General features: G+C 42.5%; 12 protein-coding genes. All 12 read left to right on the top strand.

Translation table 11 applies throughout. The features are described 5' to 3' along the window. Positions 1-154: 154 nt before the first annotated feature. The 12 genes from DT065_RS04455 (at position 155) to DT065_RS04400 (ending at position 16,721) form a co-directional block, all read left to right on the top strand. The gene (locus tag DT065_RS04455; RefSeq protein WP_227002729.1) at positions 155-1,540 is read left to right on the top strand and encodes an MFS transporter; all 1,386 of its coding nucleotides are present in this window, start codon (positions 155-157) and stop codon (positions 1,538-1,540) included. 2 nt (positions 1,541-1,542) lie between these two features. Beyond that, positions 1,543-2,787 carry an acyl-CoA dehydrogenase family protein gene (locus DT065_RS04450; RefSeq protein ID WP_114371249.1) on the top strand — a complete coding sequence of 415 codons (1,245 nt, stop codon included), beginning with the start codon at positions 1,543-1,545 and terminating at the stop codon, positions 2,785-2,787. A gap of 41 nt (positions 2,788-2,828) precedes the next feature. Further along, on the top strand, positions 2,829-4,466 hold the full coding sequence (locus tag DT065_RS04445; protein WP_114371247.1) for a long-chain-fatty-acid--CoA ligase: 1,638 nt from the start codon (positions 2,829-2,831) through the stop codon (positions 4,464-4,466). A 232-nt stretch (positions 4,467-4,698) separates the two neighbouring features. Further along, positions 4,699-5,703: an NADP-dependent oxidoreductase gene (locus DT065_RS04440; RefSeq protein WP_114371245.1), complete on the top strand. Its 1,005-nt coding sequence runs from the start codon at positions 4,699-4,701 to the stop codon at positions 5,701-5,703. 233 nt (positions 5,704-5,936) lie between these two features. Continuing rightward, positions 5,937-7,178 (top strand): serine hydrolase domain-containing protein, encoded by a 1,242-nt coding sequence (locus DT065_RS04435; protein WP_227002728.1) that lies wholly within the window; start codon positions 5,937-5,939, stop codon positions 7,176-7,178. Positions 7,179-7,488: 310 nt separating this feature from the next. Beyond that, positions 7,489-8,883, top strand: a complete 1,395-nt coding sequence (locus DT065_RS04430; RefSeq protein ID WP_160112405.1) for an MFS transporter — start codon at positions 7,489-7,491, stop codon at positions 8,881-8,883. A gap of 75 nt (positions 8,884-8,958) precedes the next feature. Further along, the gene (locus tag DT065_RS04425) at positions 8,959-10,332 is read left to right on the top strand and encodes a hypothetical protein (protein WP_193550804.1); all 1,374 of its coding nucleotides are present in this window, start codon (positions 8,959-8,961) and stop codon (positions 10,330-10,332) included. 12 nt (positions 10,333-10,344) lie between these two features. Continuing rightward, a complete protein-coding gene (gene pdhA, locus DT065_RS04420) occupies positions 10,345-11,409 on the top strand; it encodes a pyruvate dehydrogenase (acetyl-transferring) E1 component subunit alpha (RefSeq protein WP_114371239.1) in 1,065 nt (354 codons plus the stop codon). After that, the gene (locus DT065_RS04415) at positions 11,406-12,392 is read left to right on the top strand and encodes an alpha-ketoacid dehydrogenase subunit beta (protein ID WP_114371237.1); all 987 of its coding nucleotides are present in this window, start codon (positions 11,406-11,408) and stop codon (positions 12,390-12,392) included. The genes pdhA and DT065_RS04415 overlap by 4 nt, the downstream gene beginning before the upstream one ends. Positions 12,393-12,407: 15 nt before the next feature. Beyond that, entirely contained in the window at positions 12,408-13,589 is a 1,182-nt protein-coding gene (locus DT065_RS04410) for a dihydrolipoamide acetyltransferase family protein (RefSeq protein WP_114371236.1), read from the top strand. Between the two features lie 21 nt (positions 13,590-13,610). Next, positions 13,611-15,260 carry a long-chain fatty acid--CoA ligase gene (locus DT065_RS04405; protein ID WP_114371234.1) on the top strand — a complete coding sequence of 550 codons (1,650 nt, stop codon included), beginning with the start codon at positions 13,611-13,613 and terminating at the stop codon, positions 15,258-15,260. A gap of 459 nt (positions 15,261-15,719) precedes the next feature. Beyond that, positions 15,720-16,721 (top strand): phosphotriesterase family protein, encoded by a 1,002-nt coding sequence (locus DT065_RS04400; RefSeq protein WP_114371232.1) that lies wholly within the window; start codon positions 15,720-15,722, stop codon positions 16,719-16,721. The last annotated feature ends 499 nt before the right edge of the window (positions 16,722-17,220 follow it).

Raw genomic sequence — 17,220 nt, 5'->3', positions numbered from 1 at the left:
ATTGTTAGTAAAGCGATGTGAACGAACTTGAAAGTAAAAGGTCGAGGTTTTTTGAACTCTTATCGGAAAGTTTAAGATCAGCGTTTAATACCGAATAAATCGCTATCCCGTGTAATAGAACACCATTATTTTCATGAAAAGAGGTCAAAAATTTATGTTAGAACAAAGTAATAAAGAAGAATCAATGGATCAAAGTAGTTTGAAAATAGAAAAACCACTAAAAAAAGAGATGTGGGGATATGCGTTATCTGCTTTCGGTGTTTTTGTTACCTGGAATTTAATTGGTTCCTTTCTTTCCTATTATTACACGGACGTCGCAGGAATAGCTGCCGGCGCAGTCGGAACATTGATGTTGGTCGCCCGGCTTTTTGACGGATTTACAGACTTAGGTATGGGGATAATAGTTGATAAAACCAAATCAAAACATGGCTCAGCACGACCATGGTTATTATGGACGGCTGTACCTTTTGGGCTTGCAATTGTATTGGTTTTTTCAGTTCCTGATATTGGGGAAACAGGTATGTTGTTATATGCCTATGTCACATATTTGGGATTTGTCTTACTGTATACGATGGTCTCTATTTCCTATAAATCCTTACAGGGGTTTATGACACCGTACCAAGATAGCCGCTCTTTAACAAATACTTATTCTGGCATATTTAATTTTTCAGGTGCATTGGTTGCTGCGGTTTTATCTCAACCATTAGCAGGGTTAATTGGTTGGACAGCAGTTGCTGCAATATACGGATCAATAGCCATAGTTTTTATATTAATAACCTTTAGATCAGTAAAGGAGAGAGTGGGACCCAATACATTTAATTCAGGAGATAATGTACCGTTTATTTTGGGATTAAAATCATTATTTAAAAATAAATATTGGGCCATCACTGCTGTTTTTTCCGTAGTTTTTTATGCGATGGTAGCACTTGTCCAAGGGTCCAGTATTTATTATGCACAAGTAGTATTAGGAAATGCCAATTTAGTTCCAATCATAGGACTTGCTTTAACTTTACCTATGATTATAGGTCTATTATTTATGGGACCTATCGTTGTTAAAATTGGGAAGCGAAACGCATCTCTTATAGGTGTTGTTGTAATAATTATTGGTCAGTCAGTCAAATGGATCGATCCGGCTCATTTGCCAATATACTTAATTGGTTCAGCCATAGCCGGTTTGGGTATAATGGCACCACAAGCGTACATTTTCGGCATGATTAATGATACTGCTGAGTACGGAGAATATAAAACAGGTCTTCGAACAGTCGGTTTAGTAAATAGCGGATCGAGCTTTGGAACTAAAGCAGGTTCAGGTATCGGGCTTGCGCTTATAGGTTGGTTATTAAGTTTTGGAGGATATATAGGTGGTCAGGCTGAACAGTCTCCATTAGCCTTAGAAATGATTTTGGCGATAAACATATACATTCCAATAATTTTAGCTATCTTGCTGATAATATTATTAATGTTTTATAAACTTGATAAAGAACACTCAACAATAGTAGCAGAGCTGCAAAGACGCAAAATTAACCAAATGGGGGAATGAACATGATCAATTTTTCAGAACCAGAAGAGATAAAAGAAGTGCTTGCCAGCTTAGATCGATTTATTGAAGTAGAAATCAAACCTTTAGAAAAAAAGTTTGCTAAAGAGCTTGAAGATGAGCGCTACTTATATGATGAAAATGGGTATTTTACAAAAGAGATACAGGAAGCATTAAAAGATGTTCGAATGAAATCAGCGAATGCAGGTTTTTATACCATGTTTGGCATGCCCGAGCTAGGTGGGAATGGAGATCAATTCGGACCGGTGGCCGTTGCGTTAATCTATGAATCTCTTACAAAAAAATATGGGGAAAACTTATTTGTTGATGAAATATTCCCCGTTGGTTTATTTACGGGTGGACTGACGCCTGTTTTACTTGGTTTGCAGGATGAGTTGAAAGAAAAAATGCTACCTGAATTGGCTAGCGGAGAGTCATTGCTTTGTTTTGGGTTAAGTGAACCGGAAGCCGGTTCTGATGTGTGGAGCATGAAAACGAAAGCCGTAAAGGACGGTGATCACTGGGTCATCAATGGTACAAAGCAATGGATTACAAATTCCCCTTATGCCGATTATGCGATGATCTTTGCGATTACCGATCTTGAACTTGTAGCAAACCGAAAAGGTGGCATCTCCACATTTCTTGTCCCTTTTGATGGGGAAACATGTGTTAATTCTTCCGTGATTCCATACCTTGGGTCAATCGGTAGCCGAATCGGGACGATCTCTTTGGACAATGCACGCGTGCATGAATCTTATATCATCGGTGAGCTTCATGACGGATTTGGTGCAGCATTGCATGGTGTGGATATTGGCCGTGTTGTCATGGCAGCACAATGTGTCGGTACCGCGCAATGGGCCTTGGATATCGCCTTAGATTACGCAAAGCAGAGGAAAACTTTCGGGGTTACCATTGAAAACCACCAAGCGGTTCAAATGCAATTCGCTGAATGTGCGATGGACATATATGCGGGTCGTAATATGCTGTTGCATTGTGCATGGAAAATGGAAAACCAAGAAAAATTACCCTTGAAAGAAATATCCATGATTAAAGCATTTACTACAGAGATGGGGTTTCGTGTTGTAGATCGTTGCATGCAAATCTGCGGAGGAATGGGACTAACGAACGAAATGGAACTCGAAAAAGCTTGGCGTCATATGCGGGCGACCCGAGTTCCTGATGGAACAGCAGAAATTCAACGACGCACGATTGCCCGTAGATTGTTGAAAGGAGATCAAAGTTTTAATTAATTAATGAAAGTATATCTAATTAATATTGCAGGAGGTTTATGATGAAAGACCCTAAATGGTTAAAACATTACCCGGCTGATGTTAATGCCGATGTACAAATTGAGGAAAGGTCATTGAGTGAATTATTAGATGCTGCCGTTAATCGGTTTGATTCCGATATATCGCTTGAATATAATAGAGATCAATGGTCATATAGAGAAGTTCAGCAAATAGCAGATAGATTAGCGGGTTGCCTTTTTCAACAAGGATTTAAAAAAGGAGATCGCCTGTCAATCATGCTGCCTAATTGTCCACAATACATTTTTTCTGCATTTGCAGTTTTTAAAATTGGAGGAATCGTTGTTCAGACGAATCCAATGTATGTTGAAAGGGAGTTGGAACACCAATTAAATGATACAAAAGCAGAATTTATTATTTGTCATCATTCTGTATATGAACGGGTAAAAAACGTTCAAGATAGAACTTATCTTAAAAATATTATTGTAGTGAAAGAGAATGAAGAAACTGTTATTGATGAAAGCGATATATTTTTCGAAGACTTTCTCAATACTTATGTTGCTGAACCTCCAGAAGTTCAAATTGATCCGACGGAAGATATAGCTGTGCTCCAATATACTGGCGGAACGACTGGGGAACCCAAAGGGGTTATGTTAACCCATCAAAATTTCATCAACCAAATAGAACAATATTATGAGTATTTATTTAAACAGATGGATTCACAGGAAGATTTAAACAGAGTTGTCCTTAGTTTTTTACCTTTATTTCATATATTCGGCTTTGCAAATGTCACAATGTTTGGCTTTAAATTTGGTTATAAACAAATTCTCTTGCCTCGCTTTGAGGTTGAAACTGTTTTAAATTTTATCAAAGAAGACCCACCTTTTATTTTTTATGGCGTACCAACCATGTTTACAGCCATGCTAAATTATCCAAATGTAGAATCGTTCGGAGTAGAAAAAATAAACGGTTTCTTTTGCGGGAGTTCCCCAATGCCATTAGAGCTATATGAAAAATTTAAGAAATTGATGGATAAAGATGCTTTTCTTTCCGATGGATATGGATTATCAGAAGCGACTTCAGGGACAATTAGTAACCCTTATTCAAGATTGAAAGTAGGTAGTATAGGACTACCGATTCCAAGAACCGAAGCAAAAATTGCCATTGAAACAGATCATGGAATGGAAGATGCTCCTGTAGGAGCAGAAGGGGAGATTTTAGTTCGTGGTCCTCAACTCATGAAAGGCTACTGGAATAAACCTGAAGAGACTGAAGCAACATTGAAAGACGGATGGTTGCATACTGGAGATATCGGCTATATGGACGAAGAGGGGTATTTCTATATAGTCGATCGTAAAAAAGACATTATCATTGCAAGCGGATACAACGTATATCCGCGTGAAATAGAAGAAGTGATCTATCAAATTCCAGAAGTTCGAGAAGTAATTGTTATAGGGCTTCCGGATGAATACAGAGGAGAAATTGTAAAAGCCTTTGTATCATTGACGGAAGGTCAGAAAGCGACGGAAGAGGAAATCACTCGATTTTGCCGTAATAATTTGGCGGCATATAAAATTCCAAGAATAGTGGAATTTCGAGAAGAACTACCGAAATCCAGTGTTGGAAAGCTTCTAAAAAAAGAACTTAGAAATCAAGAGTTAAAAAAAATAAAGAGCAATTAGAATGGTTAAACAAAGTTTAGGAAAAAGTTTACAATGACTCAAAGCATTTAAAAGAGGGAGGTGAGCGACAACGATTGAGGAGTGACCATTGTTACTGATGGTGCACGAGGGTTGGGAACCCATATTGCAGAGGTATCTTGAATTCGCTGATTGTCATGCTAACCGGATAAACTTAGGGGTTGCGATGAAATTACTTTGATATTTTTAATAAATCAAACGGAGGAAATTGTATATGTTAAACAGACAAATTCATTTAGTAAGCCGGCCACAGGGACTACCAGAAGAGAACAATTTTAAACTGTTTGAGACTCACATGCCAAAACCGGAAGAAGGACAGGTTTTGGTTCAATGTTTGTACTTATCGGTTGATCCTGCTATGAGAGGAATGATGAGGGATATAAAATCCTATGTTCCCCCATATCAATTAAACGAAGTATTAACCGGTGAGGTCATTGGAAGAGTCTCAGAATCAAAACATTCGAACTTTGCGCCTGGTGATTTTGTAGTTGGAAGACTTGGATGGGAGGATTATTCCGTATGTAATGGAGAAAATTTAAGAAAAATTGATCCGAATCCCGCTCCTATTACAACACATCTAGGAACACTTGGGGTACCGGGATTAACAGCTTATTTCGGATTACTTGATATCGGGAAGCCTCAACCAGATGAAACTGTAGTTGTTTCCGGTGCAGCTGGAGCAGTAGGTATGGTTGTAGGACAAATTGCAAAATTGAAAGGATGCCGTGTAGTTGGAATAGCAGGTTCGGATAAAAAGACCCAATATCTAATTAATGAATTGGGATTTGATACTGCGATCAATTATAAAACAACGGAAAATGTTAAATCTACTTTAAAGGAAGCCTGCCCTAATGGAGTCGACGTGTACTTCGATAACGTAGGTGGGGATATTACGGATAGTGTAATCAAATTGATCAATCAAGAGGCGAGGATAGTTCTGTGCGGTCAAATTGCCTTATATAACTTAGAAAAGCGTGATGTGGGACCGAGGTTATTTCCTGTAATATTAACTAAACGCGCTATGATCAAAGGCTTTATTATTCATGACTATGAAGCTCGATATCAAGAAGCAATTACTCAATTATCTGAATGGATCGGTCAGGGCAAAATACTATACAATGAAAATATTGTAAATGGATTAGAAAGCGCGCCTAATGCCTTTAAAGGCCTTTTTAAAGGAGAAAATTTAGGAAAACAGCTCGTGAAGATTGCAGATTAATTACACGAAATTTAAGATTTATTGTTCATATAGTCTATCTATTATAATAGATTTCTCAGTCTAATTGGTGGAAAATCTGGACCTTTTTAGGTGAGAACTATGAAACATATGTATCGTTACAGTTAAATAGTTAAATCAATAATTGAAAAAAAGTTGTATTGTTTGGCGAGAGAATTTCCATGCACAGTGTTGCGAAAGGTATAAGCATTATGATAGACGGGTGAAAAAGTAGATTGAATACGATTGATAAATATGTTATTAAATGGGAGGTTTTTATGGAGATATATGGAATGTGTGATCCGAAATTTCAACAAGTGGCAGATCAGTTTGAACGAAATTTTCTTGAACATGGTGAAGTAGGTGCTTCAGTCTGTATCACTTTAGAAGGGGAGACTGTTGTTGATTTATGGGGAGGTACTGCTAACAATGAGACTCAAACACAATGGGAAGAAGATACCGTTTCCATCATATGGTCTTCCACGAAAGGAGCTACAGCGCTGTGTGCACATATCCTATCTTCGAGAGGTCTTTTAGATATGGATGCACCTGTTGTAAATTACTGGCCTGAGTTTGGCAAAGCAGGCAAGGAAAATATCACAGTCAAAATGCTATTAAACCATCAGGCTGGAGTTGCTGCTATTCGTAAACCGCTTTCACATGGAGCATTTAGTGATTGGAATACGATGGTTCACGCTTTAGAAGAAGAAATACCATTTTGGGAACCAGGCACGCGACATGGCTACCATGCTCTTACTTTTGGATGGCTAGTTGGCGAGGTTGTTCGGCGAGTGTCAGGGAAATCACTTGGCCAATTTTTTCAAAATGAAGTAGCAAAACCTCTTGGTATTGACTTCTGGATTGGACTTCCAAAAGGGATTGAACCCCGTGTTGCAAAAATGATTACGGCGGAAACGCAAACAGATACCCCATTCTATCAAGCCATGTTAGAACCTAATTCTATTCAAAGTTTTGTCTTCAATACAGGTGGATTAATGGAGCAATTCGACTCACGTATTGGACATGCTTCTGAAATTGGAGCCGCAAACGGAATTACGAATGCTCGAGGTCTCGCAGGAATGTATGCCCCTTTAGCATGTGGAGGGTCTTTGGACGGAGTTACACTTGTGGATAAAGGTACTCTTATGAGCATGTCCTCTGTTTCCTCAGCTACAGGTCAAGATGCTGTCTTGTTAGGGCCCAAACGGTTCACTTTAGGATACAATAAATCAATTGACAATCGGAAGCTCCCTTTGGGGTATCAAGATAGCTGCATCTTAAGTGAAGATGCATTTGGACACGCAGGGAATGGCGGGTCGATTGGATTTGCGTCTCCAAATGAAAAAATGTCATTTGCTTATACAATGAATAAAATGGGGGCGGGCATCTCAATTAATCAACGTGGTCAAAGTCTCATTGATGCAACTTACTTATCTTTAGGCTACACAACGAATTCTCCAGGAAGCTGGATTAAATAAAAGTAAAATCTATGTGGAGAGCATGAATGGGTAGATGATACTTATCGGTTTTTTCCTCAACTGGTAGGATCCTCTACACATACGATCATAAAAACTGAGGGAATCATTCCTCATGGAGTAGTTTTCTTTTCGTTTGAGGTAATGGAACGGTTTTGTCGTCAACTCTCGGGCTAATTTTCATCCCGTTTGAGGGGCTGGCCCAGGGTTATCATCCCTTCTGGGAGTCATTTTCCCTTCGTTTGAGGACTGGACGAGGATAGCCACCTTCCATCCCATCGTTTGAATGAAAAACAATTGGAGGGAACCGCCTATGCCACGTTCGACCACAGCGGAGCAAGATTTAAACCAACCATTCGAATTTAATGAACGGATCATCCTTGTTTTCTGGGGCATCGGGATGTTGCTGATGACGATGAATACGACGATGTTTAATGTTGCGCTTCCCACGGTTATTGCTGAATTTCAAATCGAGTCATCGATGGCCACATGGATTGTATCCGGGTATTCGATCGTATTTGCTCTATCTGCTTTAACATTCAGCCGGTTATCCGACTACATCCCAATCCGCAGACTCATCAGTTTCGGTCTGCTCGTTTTGGGTATATCGTCACTTATTGGATTTTTTTCCAACACGTTTCTCGTTTTGCTCCTTGCCCGCCTTTTTCAAGCGATTGGGGCAGGGACACTCCCGAGTTTAGCCATAGTACTCTCATCAAAATATATCCCGGTAAGTAGGCGGGGAAAAGCGATGATGGTCATTGCGTCCTCCGCGGTATTAGGGTTCGGGTTGGGGCCGCTCGTCGGCGGGATCCTCACTGAACATTGGGGATGGAATTACTTGTTTCTCGTCCCTTTTGTCGTGTTGGTTATTCTGCCGGTCATTCGCAAGAATTTGCCATCTGAAGAAAATAAACCAGTGAAGTTTGACATGCCGGGAGCGTTACTTGTCGGTATTTCCGTGGGAGGATTATTATTGTTTGTGACAAGTGGCATCTACCTTGCACTTATTTTTTCGGTTCCTGCAATGTTCCTCTTATGGAAACATCTTCATAGGACTGACATTCCATTCATCCAGCCCGAATTGCTGCGTAATCGAGGCTATTTGTTGTTACTTCTTATGCCTTTTACAGCTTTATTTATGAATTTTGCTACATTATTTACGATTCCGCTTCTTTTAGCTGACCTGTTTAATAAAAGTCCGTTGGAAATTGGACTCATTATGTTTCCGGGACCGATGTTAGCAGCGTTGGCTTCAAACGTAACCGGGAAAATCATTGACGGCAAAGGATCGATGATGGTCATCCGGTCGGGATTGGCGTTTCTGCTCATTGCTTATGTACTGTTTGCTTTCTTGGCGAATGTAACGCCGTATGCTTCGCTTGGCATTTTAATCATTGCAATTACAGGGACGAACATTTTGCTTGCAAGTGCAAGTAATGAAGTATCTAAAATATTACCGGTGCAGCTTATTGGTGCAGGGATGGGATTGGTCCAATTATGCCAATTTGTGGGCGGCGCATTCGGAGCCGGGATTGCCGGGATGCTTATTACCGTTCAGCAGCATTTACCTCCGGAAGAGATTTTCCGCAATCTATTCTTCGTTTATATAGGCTGGATGGTGATTGCCCATATTGCATTTCAGCTATACCTACGTTCAAGAAAGACCGATCGTAAGCATTTGCCTGACAACACCTTATCTAGTTAATTGTTAAAAAAGGGATTTAAGTGTATCCGTCGAATCTTAAGATAACGGAAAATTTTAACGGGAGAGGGTGATTTTATGGCTGAAAAAAGACAATATGGGGGCTTGCAACCCGGAGCAAAGTGGGGACCGTTTACAACACGACTCCCAGGTGTTCATGTCGATGTGTCTTGGCCAGTCGTCATTCAAGGATCGATCATTGCTGTAGCTAATGGCGGCGCTTTGGCCCCTTTAATGATGGAATTTTTTGATGTGCCTTTTGAGGTGGCGTGGACGACGGTGTCCATTCAAGCATTTTGGGTATGGGCGCACACATTTTTATTCGGTGAACCACATGTGCCAGGATGGATTACTCCTGCATTGCCTTTGATCATTGTGTTTCTCGGAGGATTCACGCCCGGCGTTGAAGCAGTGCACGCGATGATGGCTTTAATGATTACCGTATCAGCCATCTTTCTGTTTTTTGCTGTCTCAGGTTTAGGCGACAAATTCAATCGTCTCGTTCCGGATACGCTGAAAGCTGGAATCATTTTGGGTGCAGCCATTGCTGCCTTTATGGATGAATTTGAAAGAGTCCAAGAACTGCCCTTTACATTAATTAGTGCCTGGATTGTTGTACTTTTGATCATGTATTCAATTCCCTTTCAGAAAATACCAAGTGGTAAAATTAAAGCGTTATTGGCGGCTAATGCTTTGCTTGTAGGATTTATTGTTGCAGGGATTACAGGAAGCATTACAGGTGAGATCCAATTTGACGTGCAATGGGGTATATTTGTGCCGCAATTTGGAGAAATGTTTACGACGTTATCCCCCTTCGGAGTTGGATTGCCGGGTTGGGACATGATTATGACAGCGATCCCCTTGGCTCTAACAATTTATATTCTGGTTTTTGGGGATTTGCTAGTTGCTGATAGTTTGATTCGGGATGCCAGTAAAAATAGACCGGATGAAAAAATTGACATCAACTATACACGTTCCCATTATTCTTTAGCTATACGCAATATCGGACATTTATTTACCGGCGGAGCTTTCGTTCCCATGCATGGTCCGCTATGGACAGGTTTGCAGGTGTTTGTTATTGAACGATACAAACAAGGGCGAAACATTATGGATTCGATATTTACAGGTACAACTAATATATTTCTACTCGCAATCCCGCTAAGTTTTTTATTGCCAGTTATGACTCTGCTCCTCCCTATATTGGATGTTGCATTATCATTGACTTTATTGCTCACTGGGTTTGCATGTGCCTATATTGCAATGAATATGGTGACAACCAACGTGGGACGCGGGATAGCTTTATTCATTGGAACGTTGACAGCGCTTGAAGGTCCGGAGTGGGGACTTGGTGCAGGCGTAGTGTTATATATTCTAATGATGGGGATCGATAGGAAGAATTTCAATTTAAGAAATAAAGAAGATACAAACAAAAATGAAGAAAGTCAAATGTGAGGGGGTCTGTAAATGAATTGGATTGATCCGAACAGCATTGATGTAACGCCGATTAAACATCTTAACGAACAAGGGATCTTGACAGGAGAAACGAGTATCTCCGATGAAGAAAAGCTGGACATTTACAAGTGGATGGTGAAAGCAAGACGTTTTGATGAATTAGCGGTTAAATTCCAGCGTCAAGGAAAAATTGGCACCTATGCACCGCTTATTGGTCAGGAAGCTGCTCAAGTTGGCAGTGCACTCGCTCTTGAAGAGAAGGATTGGATTTTTCCAAGCTACCGGGAAGCAGCGGCGTGCTTTGTGCGGGGAACGAAGCCTTCATCTTTTTTTAAGTATGCGATGGGGCATTTGCATGGCGGCATTTTAAAGGAAGAAGGCATCTTTCCCGTCCAAATTATTATTGGTGCTCAAGCCTTGCACGCAGCAGGCAGTGCCTGGGCAGACCAGTACAAGAACAATGACGCAGTGAGTGTTGCCTATGTTGGTGATGGGGCAACATCTCAAGGCGATTTTCACGAAGCAATGAATTTTGCCAGTGTGTTTCAGCTGCCTGTTATTTATTTTGTACAAAATAATCAATGGGCGATCAGCGTTCCGTATCATAAGCAGACCAGCAGCCAATCCATTGCCCAAAAAGCTCTCGCCTACGGAATGACAGGGGTTCAAGTCGATGGAAATGACGTGGTTGCCGTCTACGAAACCATGAAACAATCAAGATCGCTTGCAAGAGAAGGAAAGCCTGTACTGATTGAAGCACTGACACATCGAATGGGCCCACATACGACTTCGGATGATCCATCCAAGTATCGTTCCAAAGAAGGGGACGAGGCTTGGGGGAAGAAAGATCCGATCTCCCGTTATCGTAAATGGCTGGAAGGTCAGCAATTATGGTCGGAAAAAGAAGAACAGGACTTAAACGCTTCGATACAAGATGAGTTGAAACAGGCTTTTAATGAAGCTGCTGAGACAACGACTGCTTCACTCGGTGATGCCCTTGGGCACGTGTATGAAAAACCAACGGATCGTTTGAGAGAACAAATCCTTGAGTGGGAAGGATCGGGGGAGAGCAAATGACTGAGATGAATATGATCGAAGCCATTAATTTCACGCTGAGGCAAGAGATGGAGGAAGACGAAGATGTACTTATTTTAGGTGAGGATGTTGGAAGGAACGGCGGTGTTTTCCGGGCAACGGATGGGCTTGTCGACACGTTTGGAGAACGGCGAGTGGTGGATACTCCCCTGGCGGAATCGGCGATTATTGGCACCGCGGTCGGGATGGCCGTTCGCGGACTTAAGCCTGTCGCTGAAATACAGTTTCTGGGATTTATCTATGAAGCGATGGATCAAATTGCTGCACAAGCCGCGCGCATTCGTTTTCGTTCTGCCGGTAATTATCATGCGCCTATGGTCATTCGGGCGCCTTACAGTGGTGGTGTGAAAACACCGGAACTGCATTCGGATAGCTTAGAGGCGTTATTTATGCATTCGGCGGGCATTAAAGTAGTCATGCCTTCCACCCCAAGAGATGCAAAAGGATTATTAAGCGCCGCGATCGAGGATCCTGATCCGGTTCTTTTTCTTGAACCAATGAAGCTTTACCGGGCCTTACGCGAAAATGTAGAAGAGGAACGTTTCACGATAGAGATAGGAAAGGCAAACGTTGTAAAAGAAGGATCGGATATCACGCTGATTAGCTGGGGATCGGCGATGGCCGAGACAAAAAAAGCCGTGCAGATGCTTGAAGAGAATGATTACTCCATAGAACTAATAGACCTTCGCACGATCGTACCCCTAGATGAAGAGACGATTATTGATTCGGTGATGAAAACAAGCCGTTGTGTCATTGTTCATGAAGCTGTTAAATCGGCAGGCGTGGGATCGGAAATTTCTGCAATGATTAATGAAAAGGCATTATTTTATATATCTGCACCGGTTCTGCGTGTAACCGGTTATGATAGCCCGTACCCGGTGGCGACCGTCGAAAATGACTGGATACCATCCGTGGATCGGATTGTACGGGAAGTCAAGCATGTTTGGGAGTTATCGCTGGATTGAGGAGGGATTTGTAGGATGATTAAAGAATTCAAGCTTCCAGATATTGGCGAAGGGTTGCAGGAGGCGGAGGTCGTCACATGGTTTGTGAAAAAAGGGGATAAGGTCAAGGAAAATGAAAATATAGCAGAAGTACAAACCGACAAAGCTGTCGTAGAAATCACGACCCCTTACTCCGGAGTCGTTCATGAAAGAGGCGGGGAGGAAGGAGAAAATATCAAAGTCGGTGAAACACTTATTTCAATAGAGACGGAAAGCGAGGGAGTGAATGAATTAAAGCGTGAAACAGAACAATCGTATGTAGAGGAAGAAAAAGAAGCATCCAATGCTCCTGCTCGAAGAGTAAAAGCCGCTCCAACGGTGAGAAAGCTGGCAAGGCAACTCGGGGTTACGATATCTGAGGTCACCCCAACGGGGAGAGGCGGAAAGATCATTGCAGATGATGTACGTTTGCATGCAGAAGGCTTAACAGATAAAAGTAATGAAGCTCCCGATCCCTCGACTTCCACCCATAGCGAACCGATTAAAGGGGTAAGGAAAAAGATATTTGAAAATATGACCCATTCGATGAGTGAAATCCCTCAATGCACGGGGATGGATGAAGTGGATGTCAGTCGTTTAAGTGAATTTAGAGGTTTACTAAAAAATGAAATGCAAAATGGCACATTAACCTATCTGCCTTTTATTGTAAAAGCCGTAGCATTTGCATTAAGGGAGAACCCAAGGTTTAACGGCAGGGTTGATAAAGAGAATATGTTATTTCACTATCAAGCGGACATTCATATAGGGGTTGCGACTGCCACGGAAGATGGTTTGGTCGTTCCGGTGCTTAAATCAGCGGATAACCTTAGTGTAGAGGAAATTGCCCGTAGTATTGAAGACTTGTCAACACGAGCGCGCGCAAAAAAGTTAAAATCGGACGAACTGTCGGGCAGTACGTTTACCATTTCCAATACGGGAAAACGTGGCGGTTTTTTCGCAACGCCTATTATTAATCCGCCGGAAGTTGCCATTCTAGGGGTCCACTCTATTACGAGAAAGCCGGTTGTCAAAGATGAAGAGATTCAAATTGGCGATGTCATGGGGATGTCGATCACTTTCGATCATCGTGTTATCGACGGAGAACATTCTGCACAGTTTATGAGTACTCTGGAGGCTTATTTGGAAAAACCGGAGTTATTTATATTCAAAGGGAAATAATATCGCAAGGAGAGGATACCCATGAACACAAAACATTATCCGTCATGGCCGGACCGTTTGCCGAAAACGTTAACAGTGCCGGGAACGACCGTCTACGATAACTTGTTAGTGAGCGCGAAGCGTTACCCGGACAAAGTGGCCGTTCACTATTATGGTGCTTCGTATACGTATAACGATTTATTTTTAGAAGTGGAAGGGCTTGCCGGTTTTTTGGAACATTCGTTAAACGTAAAAAAAGGCGATCGCGTGATGCTTTACATGCAAAACGCCCCTCAGTATATCATTTCGCTCTATGCTATTTTGCGTGTAGGGGCGGTCGTTGTTCCGATTAATCCGATGAACAAAGAGGCTGAATTGGAGTTTTGCATCAATGATTGCGGCATCAAGGCGGGCATTGTCGGGCAGGAAATCTATGAAAACGTGCAAGGATTACTCCAATCGATGATTGTTACTGCTTACTCTGATTATTTGCCTGATCAGCAGGCGTTTTCGGGTCTGCCTGAGGAGGTGATCGCTCCTGCTAAAGAAACTCCGGAGGTGGCATGGAGTGAGGCGCTTGCCGCGGGTAAGATGCCGAGTGAATATACCGGGAAGCGCGATGAAGTGGCGTTTTTGCCTTATACGTCAGGAACTACAGGTGTGCCGAAAGGGTGTGTTCATACCCATTACTCCTATCAGGCTAATACGTTCGGGGCAGCCCATTGGATCAATGGCGCAAACAGTATGGTGCATCTGGCCGCGCTGCCGTTTTTCCATGTGACCGGGGTGATTCATAGTTTGCTGATGCCGTTAACCACTGGGGCTTCTATTGTCATTATGACGAGGTGGAACCGGGAACACGCGGCGGAAATGATTGAGCGTCATCAAATTACAAATTGGGTGAATATCAGCACAATGGTCGTTGATTTTCTCGCGAATCCGAATATTCAAGCGTACGAGATATCTTCACTGAAATCGATTTCCGGTGGCGGAGCGGCGCTTCCGGAAGCGGTTGGGGAGCGGTTGCACGAATGGTTGGGCTTGCAATATTTTGAGGGCTATGGATTGACCGAAACGATTTCGCAGACGCATTTTAATCCGCCGCATGCGCCAAAATTGCAATGTTTGGGCATTCCTTCTTTTGATGTTGATTCACGAGTGATTGATCCTGTCACTTTGCAAGAGCTCAAGGTCGGGGAAGTCGGGGAAATTATTGTCAACGGGCCGCAAGTGTTTCAAGGCTATTATAACCGTGCCGAAGAAACAGCCGAGGCTTTTGTGGAGCTCGATGGCAAACGCTTTTTCCGAACCGGGGACATGGGCCGAATGGATGATGATGGATACTTCTTTATGGTGGACCGGATCAAGCGGATGATTAACGCGTCCGGATATAACGTTTGGCCTTCGGAAGTGGAATCGTACCTTTTCAAACATCCGGATATCCAGCAAGCCTGTGTGATCGGCGTTCCGGATCCGCTGCGAGGCGAAAACGTGAAAGCCTTTGTTGTCCTTCATCCGGAGTCCGAAGGGAAAGTGACGGAAAAGGAGATCATCGAGTGGGCAAAAGAACAAATGGCCGCATACAAATACCCGAGATTGGTTGAATTTAGGACATCGCTACCGACCACGGCCAGCGGGAAAATCTTGTGGCGGCAGCTTCAAGAGGAAGAAGCGGAGAGGAGCAAGACATAAATTTCGTGCCGTTCAACAGCAATTAAATCTAATACAGCATGTTGGTGACTGATGGTTTAAGTAATGAGGCAAAGCAATCCAGACCGGATGAAAAAATTGATGTTAACTACACACGTACACATTTTTCTTAGTAAAAGTAAGGATTATCGTCCTTATGGGGGCAATTTACCTTCGATTTGGGGTACAATAATGAATTTGTCGTCTCTCTGAGAGTAGTTTTCTTTCCGTCAGAGGGATTAAATCGAGTAAGTAATCCCTCTCGGAGCAGCATTTCTTTTGTTAGTGGTACAAAAATGGAATTATCGTCCCTCTCGGAACGATTTCCCTTCCGTTTGAGGGACAAAAACGGAATAATCGTACCTTCGGGAGTACCTTTTCTTTCGTCTAAAGGACAGGGACCGACTCTAAGCATCCGTGAGGCACCAACATCAACAAAAAAAGCGGGAAGGAGAAAAAATAATGAGCGAAAAGACGGTACAAACAGTAACGGGAGCGATCGACGCAAGTGCATTAGGAAAGACGCTCATACACGAGCATTTCATCTTCGGATATCCGGGTTTCCAAGGCGATCAGACACTCGCCCCCTTTAATGAGAAGGAATATCTTGCATCCGCCATTGAGATTGCCAATGAAATGATGGCACATGGCGTGGAAACGGTGGTCGATCCCACGCCTAATGAATGCGGACGCGATCCTCGTTTCTTGCGGAAGGTTTCAGAAGCGACCGGGCTGCAAATCATTTGTGCAACCGGGTATTATTATGAAGGCGAAGGGGCAACGCCCTATTTTAAATTTCGGCAATCATTGGGGACAGCGGAAAATGACATCTATGAAATGTTTAGGCACGAGATAACGGAAGGGATTGAAGGCTCGGGCATAAAACCGGGCGTGATCAAGCTCGCGTCCAGCCGTGATGAGATCACCTCGTACGAACGGATGTTTTTTAAGGTGGCGGCAAAAATTCAACAAGCAACCGGCATCGTATTATTGACCCACACCCAAGAAGGCACCATGGGTCCGGAGCAAGCAGAACTGTTACTAAAAGAAGGAGCGGATCCGAATCGAATCATTATTGGCCACATGTGCGGAAACACCGACCCCCGCGTTCATCGTGAAGTGATGGATCAGGGAATAAAAATCGGGCTCGACCGCTTCGGCTTGCAGGGAATGGTAGGGGCTCCTTACGATCAAGAAAGAATCGAAGTTTTGCTAACCCTGTTGGATGAGGGATACGAAGATTTTATATTGCTTTCCCATGACAAGGTCAACCTTTGGCTCGGCCGCCCCCCGGTGATGCCCGATCAGTTAGCGAGCTTAATCGACAATTGGAGACCGACGTACCTTTTTGACACTGTCGTGCCTGAGCTCATGAATTGGGGAATAAACGAAAAGCAAATTAAAAAGCTGTTCACCGATAATGCGCGAGCACTGTTTGGCGGAGATAAAAAGTCAAAAAATTGAGCAATAGGGATCACGAGGCTGAGTCCAAATGATGGACTTAGCCTTTTACGTTACTTTTTAATAATTTTGAGTTATGTGGGGTGGTTTTCTGTTGGTGGTTGTTTTTTAAATTGTTCCCATAAAGGCAGCGACCAATTTGGTAGGGTATTTGTCTTAAAAGTAATTTTACCATTATTTATTTCTAACACAATTACGCCATCATCTTTACTGTTGTCAATTAAAATAAGGTTATCAATAAGTGAAGCGTATTCATAAAGGTGTCCAAATGAGGTTTAACTCTCCTAAGAATATCTTCAGTTGGGATATGATGACCGCCATTTTTTACTCGCATAGCAACTCGTTCGATGTTTTGGTTTACGTCACTGAGCGCGATGTAAAACATGGTCACTTCATAACCTCTTTCTTTGGCTGTGCTTATTTGTCTAAGTGCATTTTTTCCAGCAAGTGTTGTTTGCTCTTTTTTTCTCCGGATTTTCCGGACTAATCTCCTTGCAATCGT

It is taken from the genome of Salicibibacter kimchii, assembly GCF_003336365.1.
GTDB lineage: Bacteria > Bacillota > Bacilli > Bacillales > Marinococcaceae > Salicibibacter > Salicibibacter kimchii.
The sequence above is the reverse complement of the archived record's forward strand: the minus strand, read 5'-3'. Positions and strand labels throughout refer to the sequence as shown.